This window comes from Microbacterium sp. 20-116 (assembly GCF_041079415.1).
GTDB lineage: Bacteria > Actinomycetota > Actinomycetes > Actinomycetales > Microbacteriaceae > Microbacterium.
In genome coordinates this window covers 1-18,752 of record NZ_JBFYGP010000012.1, presented here as the reverse complement: position 1 = coordinate 18,752, position 18,752 = coordinate 1, and the positions used below count along the sequence as shown (strand labels likewise).

16 protein-coding genes and 2 tRNA genes are annotated in these 18,752 nt (G+C 69.6%); 8 read left to right on the top strand and 10 right to left on the bottom strand.

Features of this window, described 5'->3' with window-relative positions:
- Window positions 1–34: 34 nt before the first annotated feature.
- The gene (locus AB6V29_RS15865) at window positions 35–1,018 is read right to left on the bottom strand and encodes an ABC transporter substrate-binding protein (protein WP_307313363.1); all 984 of its coding nucleotides are present in this window, start codon (window positions 1,016–1,018) and stop codon (window positions 35–37) included.
- Window positions 1,019–1,265: 247 nt separating this feature from the next.
- On the opposite strand from AB6V29_RS15865, the gene AB6V29_RS15860 reads away from it, so the two are divergent.
- Window positions 1,266–1,826, top strand: coding sequence for a flavin reductase family protein (locus tag AB6V29_RS15860; protein WP_369359838.1), 561 nt, complete (start codon window positions 1,266–1,268; stop codon window positions 1,824–1,826).
- A gap of 174 nt (window positions 1,827–2,000) precedes the next feature.
- Here the strand turns inward: AB6V29_RS15860 and AB6V29_RS15855 are convergent, their stop codons facing one another.
- Window positions 2,001–2,888 (bottom strand): DUF808 domain-containing protein, encoded by an 888-nt coding sequence (locus tag AB6V29_RS15855; RefSeq protein ID WP_369359836.1) that lies wholly within the window; start codon window positions 2,886–2,888, stop codon window positions 2,001–2,003.
- 240 nt (window positions 2,889–3,128) lie between these two features.
- On the opposite strand from AB6V29_RS15855, the gene AB6V29_RS15850 reads away from it, so the two are divergent.
- Window positions 3,129–3,719 (top strand): molybdopterin-dependent oxidoreductase, encoded by a 591-nt coding sequence (locus AB6V29_RS15850; protein WP_369359834.1) that lies wholly within the window; start codon window positions 3,129–3,131, stop codon window positions 3,717–3,719.
- The gene (locus tag AB6V29_RS15845; RefSeq protein WP_369359832.1) at window positions 3,716–4,447 is read left to right on the top strand and encodes an FAD-binding oxidoreductase; all 732 of its coding nucleotides are present in this window, start codon (window positions 3,716–3,718) and stop codon (window positions 4,445–4,447) included. The genes AB6V29_RS15850 and AB6V29_RS15845 overlap by 4 nt, the downstream gene beginning before the upstream one ends.
- A 259-nt stretch (window positions 4,448–4,706) precedes the next feature.
- Here the strand turns inward: AB6V29_RS15845 and AB6V29_RS15840 are convergent.
- The 5 genes from AB6V29_RS15840 to AB6V29_RS15820 form a co-directional block, all read right to left on the bottom strand.
- Window positions 4,707–4,795: transfer RNA gene (locus AB6V29_RS15840), tRNA-Ser, on the bottom strand.
- 95 nt (window positions 4,796–4,890) lie between these two features.
- The gene (locus AB6V29_RS15835) at window positions 4,891–6,180 is read right to left on the bottom strand and encodes an LCP family protein (protein ID WP_369359830.1); all 1,290 of its coding nucleotides are present in this window, start codon (window positions 6,178–6,180) and stop codon (window positions 4,891–4,893) included.
- A gap of 197 nt (window positions 6,181–6,377) precedes the next feature.
- Window positions 6,378–6,465: transfer RNA gene (locus tag AB6V29_RS15830), tRNA-Ser, on the bottom strand.
- A 94-nt stretch (window positions 6,466–6,559) separates the two neighbouring features.
- Entirely contained in the window at window positions 6,560–8,392 is a 1,833-nt protein-coding gene (locus tag AB6V29_RS15825) for an amidase family protein (protein ID WP_369359828.1), read from the bottom strand.
- A 41-nt stretch (window positions 8,393–8,433) separates the two neighbouring features.
- Window positions 8,434–9,180 (bottom strand): cohesin domain-containing protein, encoded by a 747-nt coding sequence (locus AB6V29_RS15820; RefSeq protein WP_369359826.1) that lies wholly within the window; start codon window positions 9,178–9,180, stop codon window positions 8,434–8,436.
- A gap of 229 nt (window positions 9,181–9,409) precedes the next feature.
- Here AB6V29_RS15820 and AB6V29_RS15815 point away from each other — a divergent pair, with 229 nt between their 5' ends.
- Both AB6V29_RS15815 and AB6V29_RS15810 read left to right on the top strand, forming a co-directional pair.
- The gene (locus tag AB6V29_RS15815) at window positions 9,410–10,669 is read left to right on the top strand and encodes a DUF2254 domain-containing protein (protein ID WP_369359824.1); all 1,260 of its coding nucleotides are present in this window, start codon (window positions 9,410–9,412) and stop codon (window positions 10,667–10,669) included.
- 129 nt (window positions 10,670–10,798) lie between these two features.
- Window positions 10,799–11,089, top strand: a complete 291-nt coding sequence (locus AB6V29_RS15810; RefSeq protein ID WP_210076906.1) for a PLDc N-terminal domain-containing protein — start codon at window positions 10,799–10,801, stop codon at window positions 11,087–11,089.
- Window positions 11,090–11,131: 42 nt separating this feature from the next.
- Here AB6V29_RS15810 and AB6V29_RS15805 read toward each other — a convergent pair whose 3' ends face one another.
- Both AB6V29_RS15805 and serS read right to left on the bottom strand, forming a co-directional pair.
- Window positions 11,132–12,031 carry an HAD family hydrolase gene (locus AB6V29_RS15805; protein ID WP_307313379.1) on the bottom strand — a complete coding sequence of 300 codons (900 nt, stop codon included), beginning with the start codon at window positions 12,029–12,031 and terminating at the stop codon, window positions 11,132–11,134.
- The gene (serS, locus tag AB6V29_RS15800; protein ID WP_369359821.1) at window positions 12,028–13,293 is read right to left on the bottom strand and encodes a serine--tRNA ligase; all 1,266 of its coding nucleotides are present in this window, start codon (window positions 13,291–13,293) and stop codon (window positions 12,028–12,030) included. The genes AB6V29_RS15805 and serS overlap by 4 nt, the downstream gene beginning before the upstream one ends.
- A 176-nt stretch (window positions 13,294–13,469) precedes the next feature.
- Between serS and AB6V29_RS15795 the strand changes: the two genes are divergently transcribed.
- Window positions 13,470–14,759, top strand: a complete 1,290-nt coding sequence (locus AB6V29_RS15795; RefSeq protein WP_369359819.1) for a diacylglycerol kinase family protein — start codon at window positions 13,470–13,472, stop codon at window positions 14,757–14,759.
- 213 nt (window positions 14,760–14,972) lie between these two features.
- Window positions 14,973–16,343 carry a deoxyribodipyrimidine photo-lyase gene (locus tag AB6V29_RS15790; RefSeq protein ID WP_369359817.1) on the top strand — a complete coding sequence of 457 codons (1,371 nt, stop codon included), beginning with the start codon at window positions 14,973–14,975 and terminating at the stop codon, window positions 16,341–16,343.
- 216 nt (window positions 16,344–16,559) lie between these two features.
- Here the strand turns inward: AB6V29_RS15790 and AB6V29_RS15785 are convergent, their stop codons facing one another.
- Window positions 16,560–16,985, bottom strand: a complete 426-nt coding sequence (locus AB6V29_RS15785; protein ID WP_307313387.1) for an Asp23/Gls24 family envelope stress response protein — start codon at window positions 16,983–16,985, stop codon at window positions 16,560–16,562.
- Between the two features lie 203 nt (window positions 16,986–17,188).
- Here AB6V29_RS15785 and AB6V29_RS15780 point away from each other — a divergent pair, with 203 nt between their 5' ends.
- Entirely contained in the window at window positions 17,189–18,238 is a 1,050-nt protein-coding gene (locus tag AB6V29_RS15780) for an LLM class flavin-dependent oxidoreductase (RefSeq protein ID WP_307313388.1), read from the top strand.
- The last annotated feature ends 514 nt before the right edge of the window (window positions 18,239–18,752 follow it).

Below are 18,752 nucleotides of genomic sequence, written 5' to 3'. Positions count from 1 at the left end.
TCGTCGAGGGGAGTCGACGACGGATCCCTGCGGATCAGTAGGGGCGGCTGTCCAGGACCTTCTTGGCCTGCTCCTGGTCGAACGCCTGGTCCTCGACGATGTAGCTCTTGTCGACGGACTCGCCGGCCACGACCTTCTTCACGACCTCGGCGGTCTTCTCGCCGAGGAGCGGGTTGCACTCGACGATGTAGTTGAACTCTCCGTTGGAGAGGGCGGTCATGCCGTCCTTCACCGCGTCGATGGTGACGATCTTGATGTCGGTGCCGGGCTTGAGACCGGCCGCCTTGATCGCCTCGAGGGCGCCGAGGCCCATGTCGTCGTTGTGGGCGAAGAGCAGGTTGATCTGCGAGCCGTACTTCTGCAGGAAGCCCTCCATGACGGTCTTGCCGTCGGCGCGGGTGAAGTTACCGGTCTGCGAGTCGAGGACCTTGATGTCGGTGCCCTTGATCGCGTCGTTGAAGCCGGTGGCGCGGTCGGTCGCGGCGGACGAACCCGTGGTGCCCTCGAGAACGACGAGGTTGGTGGGCGTCTTGCCGAAGTTGTCGGCGACCCACTTGCCCGCGGTCTCGCCCTCCTGCTTGAAGTCGAGGCCGATCCAGCTCGCGTAGAGGTCGTCGGATGCCGAGACCGTACGGTCTTCGAGGATGACGGGGATGTTGGCATCCTTCGCCTCTTTGAGGACGTCGTCCCAGCCGTCGCTCACGATGGGGGCGAGCACGATGGCGTCGACACCCTGGTTGATGAAGCTGCGGACGGCGGCGATCTGCGCCTCGGGCTTGTTGTCGGCGGCGTTGAAGACGAGGTTGAAGCCGTTGGCCTCGCTGAACGCCTCCTTCATCGACTCGGTGTTGGCGCTGCGCCATCCGCTCTCGGAACCGGTCTGGGCGAAGCCGACCGTGATCTTGTCGCCGCTTCCGCCGCCGGCGTTTCCGCCTCCGCCCGCACCGGCGCAGCCGGTGGCCGTGAACGCGATCGCGCCGACGAGCGCGATGCCCGCGATGATCTTGTTCGCCTTCATGATGAAACCTCCTCGTTTCGCCGGCTCCGATGCCGGTCATGTGATGCAGCCCCTCGGGTGGGCCGTGTGTGAATGTTAGCGCTCACAGAACGAGATGTGTCAAGCAATTACCTCGCACCGAAGGTCACGGATTGATAAATGTGAAGCCTCACACCGCGACGTGATCCCTCCGCGTGATCGCTGAGAGCGTTTCGCCGTGTTGCGTCCGAGGGACCGGTCCCCGGCAGAAGCGCTTACCGTCGTAGACATGACTTCGCTTCCGCACGGCGCCCCCGAGGGCACCCCCGCCATCGGCACCTCGGTCTCGGCGGACGACTTCAAGAGGGCCTTCCGCGGTCACCCCGGCGGCATCGCCGTCATCACCGCCTACGGCGAGAACGGCCCCGTCGCCCTCACCGCCTCGTCGGTGTCGTCGGTGAGCGCTGACCCGCCCCTGCTGATCTTCTCGGTGTCGGCCCTGTCGTCGGCAACGCCGACGATCATCGCCGCGGACACCATCGTCGTGCACTTGCTCGACGCCGAGGACATCTCGCTCGCCCGCGCCGGAGCCACCAGCGGCCTCGACCGCTTCGCCGACACCTCCACCTGGTCGCGCCTGGCCACCGGCGAACCCGTGTACCACGGAGTGCGCGCCTGGCTGCGATGCAAGATCGTCAGCCGGATGGATGCCGGCGGCTCCACGGTCATCGCCGCTCAAGCCCTGCAGGTCGACGTCGAGCGCGACCTCGAGCCGGGCGAGCCGGGGGCGGCGCTGGTCTACCACAACCGCGCGTGGCACCGCCTCGGCGAGCACTCGCGACTCGACTGACGCGGTCGTCCGCCGCGGCGAGACCGCGAGTCGACCACGAACGCGTGACATGACCCGCGCTCTCGAGTCGCGTCGCGAGGAGCCGGTGATCTCGACGCGGGAGCGACCCGTCGTGAGCTCGTATTTCGTCGGCTACCGCCGCGCCGGGTCGACGACGCGTCCGCCGTCGCGTCGTCAGTGCGCGGCGGCCCCGCGTCGCGTCAGTCGCGAGATGACGGTCACCACGCCGACGATCACGAGGCCGAGGATGAGGCCGAAGACGGCCGACATCGCGGTCTCGACGATCCATACGATCACGGGCCCGGCGGCCTCGATCGCGTGCGTGATGAGATGGACCACGTCGTAGGGCCCCGACCACAGCGTCTCGGCGAGGTTCTGCAGCACGAGGTGCCCACCGACCCACAGCATCGCGACGGTGCCGATCACGCTGATCACGCGGAAGACCGCGGGCATGGATGCCACGACCCGGGCGCCGAAGCGACGGACCCCGCGTGACGGGCTCTTCATGAAGCGCAGACCGATGTCGTCGATCTTGACCAGCAGCGCGACCGCCCCGTAGACGACCACCGTCATGGCCAGGCCGATGACGAGCAGGGCCCCCAGCGTCATCCAGATGCCGAAGTCGGGATCGAGGCTCGACAGGGCGATGAGCATGATCTCGGTGCTGAGGATGAGGTCGGTGCGGACGGCGCCGAGGACGAGCTTCTTCTCGTCGCGCGGTTCGTCGGCGCCGTGCTCGCCGTGGCTCACGCCGAACCACTCGAGCACCTTCTCGGCACCCTCGAAGCAGAGGAACCCACCGCCGATGATGAGCAGATACGGCAGCACCCACGGCGCGAACGCGGTGAGCAGCAGCGCGATCGGGATGATGATCACGTACTTGTTGATGATGCTGCCGAGCGCGATCTTCCAGACCACGGGCAGCTCACGCGCGGGGGTGAGCCCCTGCACGTACTGCGGGGTCACGGCGGCGTCGTCGATCACGACGCCGGCCGTCTTCGCGCTCGCGCGCATGGCGGCGCTGAGGATGTCATCCACAACGGCGAGCAGACCGACCGACATGCGCTTCTCCCGGGGGTGCGAGGGCTACGGCGCACGCGCACCGCAGGCACGACCCTATCGGGCGGGGGCGCCGCCTCGACGGGGGTGGCGCGCGGGGTCGCTTCGCGCGGGGGGATCGTGCGAGCGGAGGACATTCCGCGGCGTCAGGTCCCCCGCTCGCCGATTCTCCTCCTGTCCAGGCGCTGTGTTCCGCTCACGCCCGTGGTTAGGGTGAGGCCAACACGAGCAGCAGGGGGTCGTATGTCGTTCATCACGCGAGGGTTCTCGGGCCGGCGACGGGAGCGCGATCCGCGGCTTCCGCCCGGGCAGACGCTCGTCGGCGACTGGCCCGTGCTCTCGGCCGGCCCGACCCCCGTCGTCGCCGACGAGACGTGGGAGTTCGCGATCGGTACAGAGAACGGTGTGCACCGCTGGACCCGCGCCGAGCTCGAGGCGCTCGGGATGGAGGACATCACCGTCGACGTCCACTGCGTCACGCACTGGACCAAGCTCGACATGCCCTGGCGGGGCGTCTCCCTCGACCGCCTCTTCGCCGAGGTCGAGACCTCGCACCGCTACGCGATGGTGCACTCCTTCGGCGGCTACACGACGAACATCGCGCTCGACGACCTGCTGGGCGGCAAAAGCTGGATCGCCTTCGAAGCCGACGGGGCACCGCTCACCCCCGAGCACGGGGGGCCTGCACGGTTGCTCGTGCCCCACCTGTACTTCTGGAAGAGCGCGAAGTGGGTGCAGGGGCTCATCACGATGCCCGCCGACAAGCCCGGGTTCTGGGAGCAGAACGGCTATCACCTGCACGGCGACCCGTGGCGGGAAGAGCGGTACGGGTGACCCGCCGCTCCCCCGCCTGGCACGTCGCGACCGTCGTCAACTCGCGCCCCGAGACGCCGACGGCGCGCCGCATCGAGCTCGACGTGCCCACCTGGCCCGGTAACGACGCGGGCGCTCACATCAACGTCCGCCTCACCGCCCCCGACGGCTACCAGGCGTCGCGGTCGTACTCGCTCGCCTCGTCGGGTGCGGGCACGCGGCTCCTCCTTGCCGTTGACGAGGTACCCGACGGCGAGGTCTCGCCGTTCCTCGTCCACGATCTGCGCCCCGGAGACCAGATCGAGGTGCACGGTCCGCTGGGGGCGTTCTTCGTGTGGACACCGTCGGACGACCCCGCGCCCGTGCAACTGATCGCGGGCGGCTCGGGGGTCGTCCCCCTTTTCGCGATGGCTTCTTCGCACGCGATGAGCAACGACCCCGCACCGTTCCGCCTGCTGTACTCGGTGCGTTCTCCCGGAGACGTGTTCTTCGCGGACGAGCTGACCGCCCTCGCCGACGAGCGCTTCCGTCGGGACATGGTCCACACCCGTCGCGCGCCGACCGGGTCGTCGGTACCGCCCGGCCGAGTGACACCCGAAAGCCTGCGCAGCGCCGCGTTTTCCCCACACGAGCGGCCGCGCATCTACGTCTGCGGCCCGACCCCCTTCGTCGAGGCCGTCGCGAGGTGGCTCATCGACGCCGGACATGATCCCGCCCACGTGCGAACGGAGAGGTTCGGAGGCGCCTGAACGGCTCCGCTCGACGGTGATGCCCCGGGGCGGTCTGACCGTCAGGCTTCTCGAGGTGGGATGCCACGGCATCCGTCGTCCGCCGAGCCCATTGCGGAAAGCGGGGAGAGGTGGCCTCGGCCGTCGTGCACGCGAGCGCGATGGAACTCGTCGCCGCTGCCCCGGCTGAGCCCGTACCTGCATTCGACCGACGCGCCCTTTGGCAGACAGGGCGGACGACAGGAACGAGAAAAGCCCCGGCGCGCCGGGGCTTTTTCTGCGGAGACGGAGGGATTTGAACCCTCGGTCCCCTTACGGGGACTCCACCTTAGCAGGGTGGTGCACTAGGCCTGACTATGCGACGTCTCCAGGTGATCGACGCCTGACGGCGCGAGCACACCGGTCCATACTAACCGGATGCCGCCCGGCATTCGAACCACGTTCGAGATGCCGGGCGGCGAGACTCAGCCGCGGACGTTTCCGTTCGAGCAGGTGGACTGCGCGGCGGTCTGTCCAGCGATGCCGCTCGGCAGCTGGATCGCGTCCGACGTGGGCGCGGGCGAGGCCTGAGAGGTCGCGGTCGGCGACGGGCTGGCGGTCTCGACCGGGGTGGGCGTCTGGGTGGGAGCCGGCGTCGCATTCTTGTCCACGACCACGCCGTTGCCGTCGCTGAGATTGCCCGACAGCTCGAGGGGCTGATTCGCCGAGAGAGCCGCCCACAGCGTGTCGGCGTCGGTGCGGTCGGGCACGACGCGGTTGGGGTTGGAGGGGTCGGTGTACGTCGGGTACTGGATGAACACGATCTCGTTGAACGGCACGTCCTTGACCGCGGAGGCGATCTGCACGAGCGTCAGCGGGTTCGTCAGCGAGGTCGAGGGGTCGACGTTGCGCAGCGCGGTCGAGGCGAGCTTGTAGAGCGTCGCGGGGTTCGACAGCACGTCCTGGCTCTTGAGCTTGTTCGCCAGACGCGACATGTACTGCTGCTGGTTCGAGATGCGGCCCAGGTCGCCACCGTCGCCGACACCGTGCCGGGTACGGAGGAACTGCAGAGCGTCGAGGCCTTGTACCGTGCGCATGCCGGCGGGCCAGTCGATGCCGGTGTAGCGATCCTTGATGCCGTTGGCGATACAGACGTCGACGCCGCCGATCGCGTCGGTGATGTTGATGACGCCGCCGAAGCTCACCTTCGCGGCGAAGGGGATCTCGAGGCCGCTCAGCTCAGAGACGGTCTGCACGACGCACGAGAGTCCGCCGTACGAGAACGCGGAGTTGATCTGCTGCTTGCTCATCGCGGAGGTCTCGTTGCCGTCCTTGTCGGTGCACGAGGGGATCGGCACCATGAGGTCGCGCGGGAACGAGATGACCGTGACGCGGCGAGGCGCGTCAGAGATGTGCACGAGCATGTTGACGTCATTGAGGCTGCCCTCGGAGTCGGCGCCGGTGCAACGGTCGCCGAAGAGCTGGGCGAAGCTCGGCTCGCACTCGTCGGTGCCGACGAGGAGCATGTTCACGCCGCCCTTGAGCTCACCGAGGTCGGGCGGGACGGCCGGCTGGCCCTTCAGCTCGACCGCGTCGGCGGTGAAGCTCTGGGTGAGGTCGACCGCGGCGTAAGCGAGGACGGCGCCGCCCGAGACCAAGAGGACGGCGAGGGCGATCGCCACACCGCGGAACAGCTGAGACAGAGGGCCCGGCGACGTGAGTCGCCCGTGACGCGCGACGGTTCGCTGACCGCGCGGGGTGGAGGTCTTGCTCACTCGTGTCCTTTCGAGACGGATGCCACCGGCCCGGCAGCACGTCGACCTCGACGAATCGGCGAGAGGTCGGGGTAATACTAGGGACCGCGATCTGTGAATGCCGTGAGGATCGGGCGTTTCATGCGCGTTCGTAACAGGCAGGTATCGCGGCGGGCGAAGACGACGAAGGCGGGCCCGATTGGGGCCCGCCTTCGTCGTGGCGGAGGGTGTGGGATTCGAACCCACGGGACATTGCTGCCCACTGGTTTTCAAGACCAGGTCCATCGGCCGCTCGGACAACCCTCCTGAACGCACCGAGTCTACCGAGCCGCGAACGCGGCGTCACACAGCGACGAGCGGTGGCCCCGGACGACTTCGCGCCCGGGGCCACCGCCGCAGCTCAGCCGAGCGGGCCGTACAGAGCCGGCGTCGTCCGGGCGTGGGTCGCCTGCTCGAAGCCGTAGGCGAAGCCGAGCAGCGGTCCCTCGGAGAAGTCGCGACCGAGGAACTCCAGGTTCACTCCACCGGCCGTTCCGCCACTTGTCAGGGCCTGTCCCATCGGCACCGTCACCGCCGGCAAGCCCGTATTGGGGCTGAAGCGCATGTTGGCGGTCGAGACGACGGTGTAGGCGTTCGCGCTGGGATAGATGATGGCATCCAGCTTCTGCTCGTTCATGAAATCGGTCATGATCTGCTTGCCCTTGGCGAGCTGCAGGGTGTGCGACCCCTGCGGACCAGCCCAGGCCTGGTAGGTCGACTCCGTCACGGCTGCGCGTTGACCGTAGGGATTGCTCGCGCGAGTCGGAACGATGTTCGGCGACTGCGAGATCGCGAGCAGGCTCCGCGCGCTCACCGCGGGGTTGAGGTACGCGTTGATGTAGTTCTGCAGGTCGTGGTTGAACTCCGGAACACTGCCGCTGCCCTCGCCCACGATGGCGTCAAACCCGGTGGGTGGGGTCAGCTCGACGACCGTCGCCCCCTTCGCTTCCAGCGCGTCTACCGCCTTCTCGAACGCCGCAACGGTCGATGTGTTCGTGCCCACCAGTCGGGGGAAGTACCCGAACTTCTTGTCCTTCAGCGACCCGCTGTCGAGGTACGACGTGTAGGTCTCGGGGACCTTGCCGGCCTGACGCGCGGTGACGGGGTCACCCGCGTCTTCGCCGACGACCGCGTCGAGGGCGATCGCGGCATCCTGGACCGAACGGGCGATCGGACCGCCGGTGTCCTGCGAGAGCGCGAGGGGCACGATGCCGTCGCGGCTCGCGAGGCCCACCGTCGGACGGACGCCCACGAGCTGGTTGTACGTCGAGGGGATGCGGATCGACCCACCCGTGTCGGTGCCGAAGCCGATGCCGGCGAGGTTGGCCGCGATGGCCGCTCCCGTTCCTCCGCTCGAGCCGCCCGAGGTCTGCGTGGTGTCGTAGGGGCTCGAGACGGTCAGCGCCGTTCCGTTGGGCTGGAAGGCCGACCACTGCGACGACAGGTTGATGGCGAACTCGTCCATCGAGGCCTTGGCGACGATGACCGCTCCGTCGGCGCGCAGACCCTTCACCATCGTGGCGTCGGTCGAGGTCTGGTTGCCGTTCCAGCAGCCGCAGCCGGCGGTGGTGGGCATGTCGACGGTGTTGTAGTTGTCCTTCAGGGCGACGGGGATGCCGAGGAGCATTCCGGTCATGCCCTTCTCGGCCCGGATCGCGTCGGCGGCCGCGGCAGCCTTCAGCGCGACCTCGCTCGTCGTGATGATCGAGTTGAGCGGGCGCACACCGGCGGGACGAACGACCTTGTCGTACGCCGCGATGCGGTCGAGGTACTGCTGGGTGAGCGACACCGACGTGATGACACCGGCGTTCATCGCCGCCTGCATCGCCACCGCGTCGGCCTCGACGATCTCGAACGGGCCGTCGTCGTAGATGATGCGCTCCGAGAGAAGAGCGAGGTCGGATGCCGTCACGGCACCGTCGTCGTCGAGGTCGAAGCGCGCGGCATCCGTCCATCCGGCACCGCCCGAGGTCGCCCCCAGGTGCGGGGCGAGGGCCTCGAGGTCGGCCGTGGTCACCTGCTCATCGCCGGTGACGTCGAGCTCGGTGTAATACGGCGCCTGGAAGGGAGCCTCGACGGGAGCGGGAGCGGGAGCGGGAGCGGCGAGGGCAGCGGCCGGAGCGACGACGGCCCCGGCGACGACGACGCCGAGCGAGACGGACACGGCCAGAACACGGCGGGCCAGGGGGGTCATGACGGATCCTTCACGAGAGGGGACGGACGAGCGGGACGCGGTCATTCGCGCACCGCCTGACGACGGCGGAGCACGATCAGCGCGCCCCCGGCGACGAGGGCGACACCGAGGGCGCCGGAGATCAACCACGGGGTCGCATCAATTCCCGTCGTCGCGAGGTCACCCGAGCCCTGGGCCGCGGGCGCCGGGGTGGCCGTGGCCGATGCGGAGGCCGAGGGAGACGACGGCTGCGACACCGAGGGCTGCGGCACGGGAGCGGGCACTGCCGCGATGACGACGGTTCCGGATGCCACGGCGGTCGCCGTCACCACCGCTCCGGTCGACGACACCAGACGCACCGACGACAGCTGGACGAGGGCGGACCCCGCCGCGAGAGAACGGAGAGGGACGGATGCCAGGACCACATCGCTCGCCCCCGAGAGTCCCGGAGACGACCCGAGGCGCGTGTGCGAGACGGTGAGCGTGCCGGGCCCGGTGACGCTCGAGGTGAATCCGCCGGCGGGACCGGTGGGCGCGTCGGCGCCGGGCTCGACGAACGCGGGGTCGTAGGTGAGCTCCAGGTCGTACGAGTACAGGTCGCTCACCGCCGCCCCCGTGATGGTGGCAACGAACGACTCGCCCGCGGTGACGCTCGTCGGGCTCAGCGCGAGCGAGAGCGTCGCGGCGGGAGGCGCGGCGTGAGCCGCGGGCGCGGCAGCCAGAGGCCCGAAGAGGGCCAGGGCCGCCACGAGGACGACGCCGAGACGGCGTGACGCTCTCGGGCGTGGGACGGGGCTGTGTGAAGACATGGGGGGCAGGCTCCTCGGGTGATGGAACGAGCACGATCGCGGGCCGCGCGGGCCTCTCGGCATCCGGAGATCGTGAGGGGTGCCCCGACTCTGGCAGGGCGGCATGTCGGACAAGTTGCCGCACATTTCCATCGCATATCCATAGGCGCATCAAACGGCGTTCTCAGGTGCGTGACGGGTCTCGTCCAGCCCCCGCGTTCGGGAGGACGCGCCGGATAGCGTCGTCGTCATGGCGATGACGACCCGCGGCCCGCTGGCATCCTTCTTCCTCCGACTCGGAAGGCAGGTGTGGGTGCGCGCGGCGCTCTTCACGGTCATCGGCGTCGTCGTGGCCCTGGCCGCGGGTCTTCTCGGACCGCTCCTGCCGTTCCAGTTCGGTCTGGAGCTGGGCCAGGATGCCGTGGGCTCGCTGCTGCAGATCATCGCCACGGCGATGCTCACGGTGAGCACCTTCTCGGTGACGGCGATGGTCACGGCGTTCTCTTCGGCGACGACGACGGCGACCCCCCGCTCGACGCCCCTGCTGATCGCCGACACGACGTCGCAGAACGCCGTGTCGACCTTCGTCGGCGCCTTCACCTTCTCGCTCGTCGGGATCGTCGCCCTGTCGACGGGCTACTACCACCCGCAAGGGCGGGCGATCCTCTTCGTCAGCACACTGGTCGTCATCGGGATCGTCGTCTTCACCCTGCTGAGATGGATCTCGCACCTGTCGACCTTCGGGCGGATGGCCGACGTCATCGATCGCGTGGAGAAAGCCGCCACGGCCTCCCTCGAGTGGCACGCGGAACGGCCGACGCTGGGGGCTCGCACCTCGATCGCGCCGCCCTCGGGAGCCGTCGCCGTGCATGCCACTGAGGTGGGCTACGTCACTCATGTCGACGTCGCAGGACTCGACCGCGTCGCCCGCCAGCACGATCTCGAGGTGCACGTGCACGCCACACCCGGACGCATCGCCGACGCCCGCGTGCCCGTCGCCCTCGTCGCCGGCCGAGTCGACGACGCCGTCGAGGCGGCGGTGCGCCGGGCGTTCCGCATCGAGCACCACCGGACGTACGAACAGGACCCGCGGTTCGGGGTCATCGCCCTCACCGAGATCGGCAGCCGCGCGCTTTCGGCCGCGACCAATGATCCCGGAACGGCGATCGAGGTGATCGCCGCCCTGCAGCGAGTGTTCTCCCGAGCGTTCGCCGTCGAGATCGATCCGTCCGTCGCGTTCGAGCGGGTGTTCGTCCCCGCGCCGCACCTCACGGACCTGGTCGACGACGCCTTCCGCCCTCTGGCGCGCGATGGAGCGGCCGACGTCGAGGTACAGGTGCGCCTGCAGAAGTGCCTCGCCTCGCTCGCGGCATCCGCTCCGGACCGGGCCGAGGTCTTCCGGGATGCCGCCCGCGCGGCCTTCGCTCGCAGTCGGAGGGCGTTGGACCGCTCCGACGCGCGCACCCTCCGTGCCGCCGCGCGAGAGGCGTGGGGCTCGCGCGGCGCCTGAGTGTCGCTTACGCCGCAGTTATGGACTTGCTGCGCACGCGCGCGCAGAGATTGAACCCTCCCTACGACCGGCGTAGACCGGGAACATCACCCCACGACCCGCCGGGCCGTTCGAGTTGAGGAGGTCATCATGGTCGTCACCACACTGTCCGCGCAGATCGTTCTCGCCGTCTTCGCGCTGGTCTACGCGGCATCCATCCTTGCCGCGATCGTCGTCATCCGTGACCCGCAGGCGTCCGTCGGCCTCAGAGCCGCCTGGGCGACCGCGCTGCTGCTGCTGCCCCCGATCGGTCTTGTCGCGTGGGAGGCGGCTCGCGTCGTCGACCACCGGGCGGCGAGCCGCCCCGCGACCGTCGTGGACCGCACCGCGTACCTCGCCGACCGCGCCGCGCACGTCGCGAGCGGCTCCGCGCGGGTCTGACCCCGCGGGGGGCCGGTCGGCGCACCGCCGGGCGCTGCCCGATCAGAGAGCGCGCAGGATCGCGGCGACGCCGCCCTCGGTGACCGAGAGGCCCACCTCGCCGGCTGCGGCGTGCACCTCGGGCGGACCCTGGTGCATCGCGACCGCGCGGCCGCCGTTGCGGATCGCCCACTGCATCATCTCGATGTCGTTGCGGCCGTCGCCCATCACCAGCACGCTTTCGGGTGCGATGCCGAGCCAGCCGCGCACGAGTTCGAGGGCGGTCGACTTGTCCACGCCCTGCGGGGCGATGTCGAGCCATGCGGTCCACCCGATCGCGTACGACACCTGGCTGAGGCCGATGCGCTCGACGAGCTCGAGAAAATCCTGGTCGGTCTGCTCGGGCGCCACCACGACCACCCGGCAGACCGGCTGCAGCGAGAGCTCGGCGAACGACACCTTGTTCGCGCCCTGCAGGTTCCAGTCGTCGAGGTAGTCGGTGAACAGTCGCGAGCCGTCGGGCAGCTCGACGAGGAAGTGCGCATCGGGCAGGTGCTCGCCGAGAAGTGTCAGCACCTCTGTGGGGTCGAACGTCTCGACGTGAGCACGCTCGTACACGGCGGCGTCGGCGTCTCCGACCCGGCGCATCACGATCGCACCGTTCGAGCAGACCGCATACTCGGGACGGATGCCGAGGCGGTCCATGATGGGGCGGGTGCTGTCCCAGCTGCGACCGGTGGCGAGCATGACCTCGTGGCCGGCAGCCTGAGCTCCGGCCGCCGCCTCGACGACCCCGGGGCTCAGGGTGTCGTCTTCGAGCAGGACCGTGCCGTCGATGTCGAGGGCGATCAGCATGCGCCCCGCGGGCGCCTCGTCGGCCAGATCGGCGACCAGGTCGGCCGCCTCCTGCTTCGGCGCGCTCTCGACGACACCGGTATCGGGCAGGGCGGCCTCGTCGGTCACGCGATCGGCTCCATGACCTCGAGACCGCCGAGGTACGGTCGCAGCACCTCGGGCACCGTCACCGACCCGTCGGCGCGCTGATGCGTCTCGAGCAGGGCCACGATCCAGCGGGTCGTGGCCAGGGTGCCGTTCAGGGTGGCGACCGGCTGCGTCTTGCCGCCGTCCGGGCGGAAACGCGTGTCGAGGCGACGGGCCTGATAAGTCGTGCAGTTCGAGGTGCTGGTGAGCTCGCGGTAGGCGCCCTGCGTGGGCACCCACGCCTCGATGTCGAACTTGCGCGCGGCGCTCGAGCCGAGGTCGCCGGCGGCGACGTCGATCAGCCGGTAGGCGAGACCGAGGTCCTGCAGCATCGCCTCTTGCAGGGCGACGAGGCGCTCGTGCTCGGCCTCGGCGTCGGCCGGGTCGGTGTAGACGAACATCTCGAGCTTGTTGAACTGATGCACGCGGATGATGCCGCGGGTGTCCTTGCCGTACGAGCCCGCCTCGCTGCGGTAGCAGGTGGACCACCCGGCGTAGCGTTTGGCGCCGCGCTCCAGATCGAGGATCTCGTCCATGTGGTACCCGGCGAGGGGAACCTCGCTCGTTCCCACGAGGTAGAGGTCCTCTTTGTCGAGGTGGTAGACCTCGTCGGCGTGCTGGCCGAGGAACCCGGTGCCGCGCATGACCTCGGGACGCACGAGCGTCGGAGGGATCATCGGGGTGAAACCGGCCTGCAACGCCCGGTCGAGAGCGAGGGTCATGAGCGCGAGCTCGAGACGCGCGCCGATCCCCGTGAGGAAGTAGAAGCGGCTGCCCGAGACCTTCGTGCCGCGCTCCATGTCGATCGCGCCGAGCTTCTCGCCGAGGGCGAGGTGGTCGAGCGGCTCGAAGTCGAAGGCGGGGATCTCGCCGTGGGTGCGGAGTGTGACGAAGTTCTCTTCGCCTCCGGAGGGCACTCCCTCGAGAACGATGTTCTCGATCTTGCCGAGGGCGTCGTCGGCGGCGGCCTCGGCCTCGGCGACGGCGTGCTGAGCGGTCTTGACGCGCTCGCTGAGCTCTTTCGCCTCTGCCACGAGCGCGGCCTTCTCGTCTTTCGGTGCCTGCGCGACGCGCTTGCCGTGCGCGTTCTGCGCCGCACGCAGCTCTTCGAAGGCGGTGATGGCGGCGCGGCGGTCGCGGTCGGCGGCGAGGGCCTCGTCCACCGAATCCGGCGACTCCCCGCGGGCGATCTGGGAGCGCTTCACGAGCTCGGGATCTTCACGCAGCAGAGTCAGGTCGATCACGCGTCCATCCTATGGTCGCCGCCGGGGCGGATCCTGCGTCGTCCCGACCACGCGCTGCGGGTGCTGCAGCGCGTGACGACAGGCTCATCTCCGCGGCACATGGGTCTTCGGCATCCCTCCGTCAAGCCCGCCCGGCCAGGGGTGGCGGGACCGAGCACGCACCTATGGTGGATGCCATGGCCGCCCCTGACGAGCCGCGTGACGACGCGGACGCTCCCGAAACAGTCTCCGCCGATGCCCCCGCCGAGGTAAAGGCGGATGCCGCCGCGGCCGAGGGCTCCGACGATCACTTCCACGCCGCGCGCCTGGGCGACGACGTCGGCGACCGTCCACGCAAAGACGGCCCCCACCCGAAGGACGCGGCCGAGCCGGACGACGTCATCCGCCAGCCCGAGGACGTCGCCCCCGACACCTCGGAAGAGACGCCGGGCAAGACCCAGCGCGTCGACGCCGAGGGCGACGAGGCACCCATGGATGCCGAGCCGACCCAGAAGAAGCGCGCCGCCCTCGTCTACAACCCCACCAAGGTCGAGCCCGAGACGCTGCGCGCGCGCGTCGCCGAGCTCGCGGTCGCCGCCGACTGGGCCGAACCCCTGTTCTACGAGACGACGGTCGACGACCTCGGCGACGACGCGACCCGTGCTGCTCTCGACGAGAAGGTGGACGCCGTGCTCGTGGCCGGCGGCGACGGCACGGTGCGCGCGGTGGCCGAGGCTCTGACCTCGACGGGCGTCCCGCTCACGATCATCCCGAGCGGCACGGGAAACCTGCTCGCCCGTAATCTCAACCTCCCGCTGACCGACACCGACGCGATGATCCGCGCGACGTTCGAGGGCGACATCCTCTCCATCGACACCGGCATCGCCCGCATCCGACGCGTCGACGGCGAGGTCGAAGAGCATGGCTTCTCGGTCATGGCCGGAATCGGCCTGGACGCCGCGATGATCCAGAACACGCGTGACGATCTGAAGAAGCAGGTCGGCTGGGTCGCCTATGTCGACGGAGCGGCGCGCTCGCTCGTCTCGGCGAAGCCCTTCCGCGTCATGTACCAGCTGGACGGACACCGCTTGCACTCGGCGAAAGTGCAGAGCGTGCTCTTCGCGAACTGCGGGGCCCTGCAGGGCGGCGTGGCGCTCATCCCCGATGCCTCCGTCGCAGACGGCCGACTCGACGTGGCCGTCCTCCAGCCGAGCGGTGTGCTGGGCTGGCTGGGCGTGTGGCGCAGCATCGTGTGGGACAACTCGGTGCTGCGCAAATTCCGCGCCGGCCGCCGCGTGCTCGAGCGTCGCAAGGACACCTCGGTGCGCTACCTCCGTGGCACCGGCATCGAGCTGGCCACGAGTCCCGCGCAACCCATCGAGCTGGACGGCGACGAGTTCGGTGAGGCGACGCGCATCTACACCCGCATCATCGCGGGCGGGCTCGTGGTCGCGCTGCCGAAGGGCCACGACACCTCGACGCTCTGACGGGGCGGGGTTCGCGCCAGATCACGTGATCTGGCCGAGCGCACGTGCCACGGCGCGTGGCGTCGGCGACGTCGCGTGATCTCGCCGGTTCAGCCGCGCGTCGGGGCGCGAGGTCACGTGATCTCGTTGGTCCAGCCGCGCGTCGGGGCGGCGCGACCGCACGGCGGGTGTCAAGCCCGAAGAGCCGGATGCCGTGATCGATAGCGTCGGGGAATGGCCTCACCATCGATCGTCTGGTTCCGTGACGACCTGCGCCTGACCGACAATCCGGCACTACGAGCCGCCCTCGATCGCGACGAACCGATCATCGCGCTCTACGTGCTGGACGAGGAGTCCGATGGCGTTCGCGCGATCGGCGGGGCGGCGCGATGGTGGTTGCACGGGTCGCTGACGTCGCTCGGCGAGCGCCTCGCGGAACGCGGGAGCACCCTCGTGCTTCGCCGGGGCAAGGCATCCGAGGTCCTCCCGGCCGTGGTCGAAGAGGTCGGAGCCGGCGCGGTGTTCTGGAACCGGCGCTATGGCGGGGTCGAGCGCGAGATCGACGCGGGCCTCAAGGAGAAGCTCCGCGACGGCGGGGTCACCGTCGCCTCGTTCGCCGCCAACCTGCTGTACGAACCGTGGACGGTGCGTACGCAGTCGGACAAGCCCTACGGCGTCTACAGCCCGTTCGCCCGGGCGGTACAGAAGCTCGCGGCCCCGCGTCCGCCGATGCCCGAGGCACGCAAGGTGCCCGGGGTGTCGGCATCCGTCGACTCCGACGAGCTGTCGTCATGGGGCCTGCTGCCGTCGAAGCCCGACTGGGCCGGAGGTCTGCGCGAGACCTGGGAGCCCGGGGAACCGGCGGCGAAGGCGCGTCTCAAGGAGTTCCTCGACGACGACCTCGGCGACTACTCGAAGTATCGCGACGAGTTCGCGGGCGGCGCCACCTCGAACCTGTCCCCGCGCCTGCGCTGGGGCGAGCTCAGCCCGTACCAGGTGTGGCACGAGACCCTCGAACACAAGGGATCGGGTGAGCATGCGAAAAGCGCGGGCGGCTTCCTGTCCGAGCTGGTCTGGCGAGAGTTCGCCTGGCACGTCACGTTCCACTCGCCCGACATCGCGACGGTGAACTGGCGTCGCAACTTCGACGCCTTCCCCTGGCCGAAGCTGAACCGCTCCCACCTCGAGACCTGGCAGCAGGGCAAGACGGGGGTGGCCGTGGTCGATGCCGGGATGCGCCAGCTCTGGCACACCGGCGTCATGCACAATCGCGTGCGCATGGTCACGGCATCCTTCCTCATCAAGAACCTGCTGATCGACTGGCGACACGGCGAGCAGTGGTTCTGGGACTGCCTGGTCGATGCGGATGCCGCGAGCAACCCCTTCAACTGGCAGTGGGTCGCGGGAAGCGGAGCGGATGCCGCCCCGTACTTCCGCGTGTTCAACCCCGAGACGCAGCGCAAGAAGTTCGACGCGCACGATCAGTACGTGCGCGAGTGGGCACCCGAATACCTGGACGAGAACCCGCCGGAGCCGATGGTCGACCTCGGCGAAACGCGCAAACGCGCGCTCGACGCGTACGCCCAGGTGCGGCACGGGAGCTGACACCCGGGGTCTCGTCCGGCCGGGCGCCGTTCCGCGCGGCTCGCCACCGATGAGTGCCCGTGCGCCGTCCGAGGTCGAATCGATCCGTGCCAGGTGAACCCCCGCTCACCTAGCCGAGGCAGAGGCGGAAGCAGTTTTCATGGAGTGCCGGGGAACCGGCATCCGGGTACGCGAGAGGGGCGCCGCCTCTCGGCGACGCCCCTCTCGGAACGACTGTCAGTTGACGCGCTGCTCGTCGGCCTGGTCTTCGTCGTCGTCGCCCGGGATGAAGACGTCGACCACGGTCACGTTGATCTCGGCGACCTTCATACCCACGAGCTCGGTGATGGCCTGGTGGACGGCCGCGCGCACGTCCGATGCCACACGCTGCAGCTGCTCGGGGTAGTCGACCTGGATCGAGATGTCGGCGGCGACCTCGGTCTCGCCGACCTCGACGCTCACGCCCTGGGCGTGGTCTTTGGCGCCGACCGCCTGGCGGATGTTGCCGATGACGCGAGCGGCACCGCCGCCGAGGGCGTGGACGCCGGGAACCTGGGCCGCGGCGATGCCGGCGACCTTGGCGACGACGGCGTCGACGATGACGGTCGAGCCGCCGTCCTTGTGGGCGGGGGTGGTCGTGGCGGTGGTGGTGTTCTCGGCCATGTTCGCTTCCTTCCGTCGTTCCGGGACCGTGTGTCCCGCGATGTCATAGATGAGACGCGGCGGGCCGCGCATTCGTCACGCCTTTTTTCTGAGAGAAGGCTGAGGATGGATGCCGTTCCCCCGGCCTTCACGACATGGCGCCTCTGCGGGGCTCCGCACTGGCACGGAGGAATATCGGATGCCGTCGCCGCGTTGCCGTGAAGGTGAACGACGCGATCCCCTCCCTCTCCGTTCTCGACCTCGTACCCGTGCGGCACGGGCAGACCAGTGCCCAAGCGGTGAGTGCGGCGCTCGACCTCGTCGAACGCGCCGACCGTCTCGGCTATCGCCGCTACTGGTTCGCCGAGCACCACAACATGCCCTCCGTGGCATCCACCACTCCCCCGGTGCTGATCGCCGCGGCAGCCGCGCGCACCTCGCGCATCCGCGTCGGCTCGGGCGGCGTGATGCTGCCCAACCACTCGCCCCTCATCGTCGCGGAGCAGTTCGCCGCCCTCGAGGCCCTGGCCCCGGGCCGCATCGATCTCGGCATCGGCCGCGCCCCCGGCAGCGACCCCGTCATCACTCAGCTGCTGAACCGCTCGGGTACCACGAGCGACGTCTCGCGCTTCCCCGACCACGTCACCGACATCATGGCGCTCACCTCCCCCGAGGGCGCCACCGTTCGTTTCACCTCGGGCACCGAGTATCAGGTGAAGGCCACGCCCGCGGCATCCGGAATGCCCCAGGTCTGGCTGCTCGGATCGAGCGACTACTCCGCGCAGCTCGCGGCGAGCTTCGGTCTGCCGTACGTCTTCGCCAACCACTTCGCGGGCGAGGGCCTCGAACACGCTCTGCGGCTCTACCGCGACCAGTTCGTGCCGAACGAGTCGGGTGAGGGCCCCCGCACCTTCGTCACCGCGAACGTCGTCGCCGCTCCCACCTCGGAGGAGGCCGAGGAGCGCGCGATCCCGCAGCTGCGCATGATGGCACGCCTGCGCACCAACCGCCCCCTCACGCCGCTCGAGACAATCGAGGCCGCCAAGGCCGACCCGTTCGACGCGATGACCGAGTCGATCATGGCCTCTACCCGGCAGAAGTGGTTCGTCGGCACGGGCGACGACGTGCGCTCGCAGCTCAGCGCCTTCGCCGCACAGCACGGGGTCGACGAGATCATGGTGTCGCCCGTGGCGGGCGCGTACGAGGGCGAGACGTCCGAGGGCCGCGCGCAGACGCTCGAGCTGATCGCGGCTCCCGCGACCGTCGCGGCCTGACCCGCGGCGGGACGGGCCGTCCGGCGGAGGTCGTCGGCGACACGTCGAATCACGGCGTCTGGAAACGGCATGTCGAGCGGGAGATCCGCACGGCGGCCCGGGGCGGCGGCCCGAAGGCGGCGGCCCGGCGGCGGCTGTAGAACCGGCGCGGGCGTCGGCGGGACGGGCCGTCCGGCGGAGGCCGCCGAAGACACCCCGAGTCACGGCATCCGAAAACGGCATGTCGAACATCAAGTCCGCACGACGGCCCGGGGGCGGCGTCCCGGCGGCAGCTGCAGAACCGGCGCGGGCCGCGGCGGAACGGGCCGTCCGGCGGAGGTCGTCGACGACACGCCGAGTCACGGCATCCGGAAACGGCGTGTCGAGAACGACGTCCGCACGACGGCCCGGGGCGGCGGCCCGGCGGCAGCTGCAGAACCGGCGCGGGCCGCGGCGGGACGGGCCGTCCGGCGGAGGTCGTCGACGACACGCCGAGTCACGGCATCCGGGAACGGCGTGTCGAGAACGACGTCCG

What these genes read in the sequence shown, in the direction of transcription:
- AB6V29_RS15865 (WP_307313363.1), bottom strand. Translation starts at nt 1,018, where the DNA reads ATGAAGGCGAACAAGATCATCGCGGGCATCGCGCTCGTCGGCGCGATC.
- AB6V29_RS15860 (WP_369359838.1), top strand. Translation starts at nt 1,266, where the DNA reads ATGACTTCGCTTCCGCACGGCGCCCCCGAGGGCACCCCCGCCATCGGC.
- AB6V29_RS15855 (WP_369359836.1), bottom strand. Translation starts at nt 2,888, where the DNA reads ATGTCGGTCGGTCTGCTCGCCGTTGTGGATGACATCCTCAGCGCCGCC.
- AB6V29_RS15850 (WP_369359834.1), top strand. Translation starts at nt 3,129, where the DNA reads ATGTCGTTCATCACGCGAGGGTTCTCGGGCCGGCGACGGGAGCGCGAT.
- AB6V29_RS15825 (WP_369359828.1), bottom strand. Translation starts at nt 8,392, where the DNA reads ATGACCCCCCTGGCCCGCCGTGTTCTGGCCGTGTCCGTCTCGCTCGGC.
- AB6V29_RS15820 (WP_369359826.1), bottom strand. Translation starts at nt 9,180, where the DNA reads ATGTCTTCACACAGCCCCGTCCCACGCCCGAGAGCGTCACGCCGTCTC.
- AB6V29_RS15815 (WP_369359824.1), top strand. Translation starts at nt 9,410, where the DNA reads ATGGCGATGACGACCCGCGGCCCGCTGGCATCCTTCTTCCTCCGACTC.
- AB6V29_RS15810 (WP_210076906.1), top strand. Translation starts at nt 10,799, where the DNA reads ATGGTCGTCACCACACTGTCCGCGCAGATCGTTCTCGCCGTCTTCGCG.
- AB6V29_RS15795 (WP_369359819.1), top strand. Translation starts at nt 13,470, where the DNA reads ATGGCCGCCCCTGACGAGCCGCGTGACGACGCGGACGCTCCCGAAACA.
- AB6V29_RS15790 (WP_369359817.1), top strand. Translation starts at nt 14,973, where the DNA reads ATGGCCTCACCATCGATCGTCTGGTTCCGTGACGACCTGCGCCTGACC.
- AB6V29_RS15785 (WP_307313387.1), bottom strand. Translation starts at nt 16,985, where the DNA reads ATGGCCGAGAACACCACCACCGCCACGACCACCCCCGCCCACAAGGAC.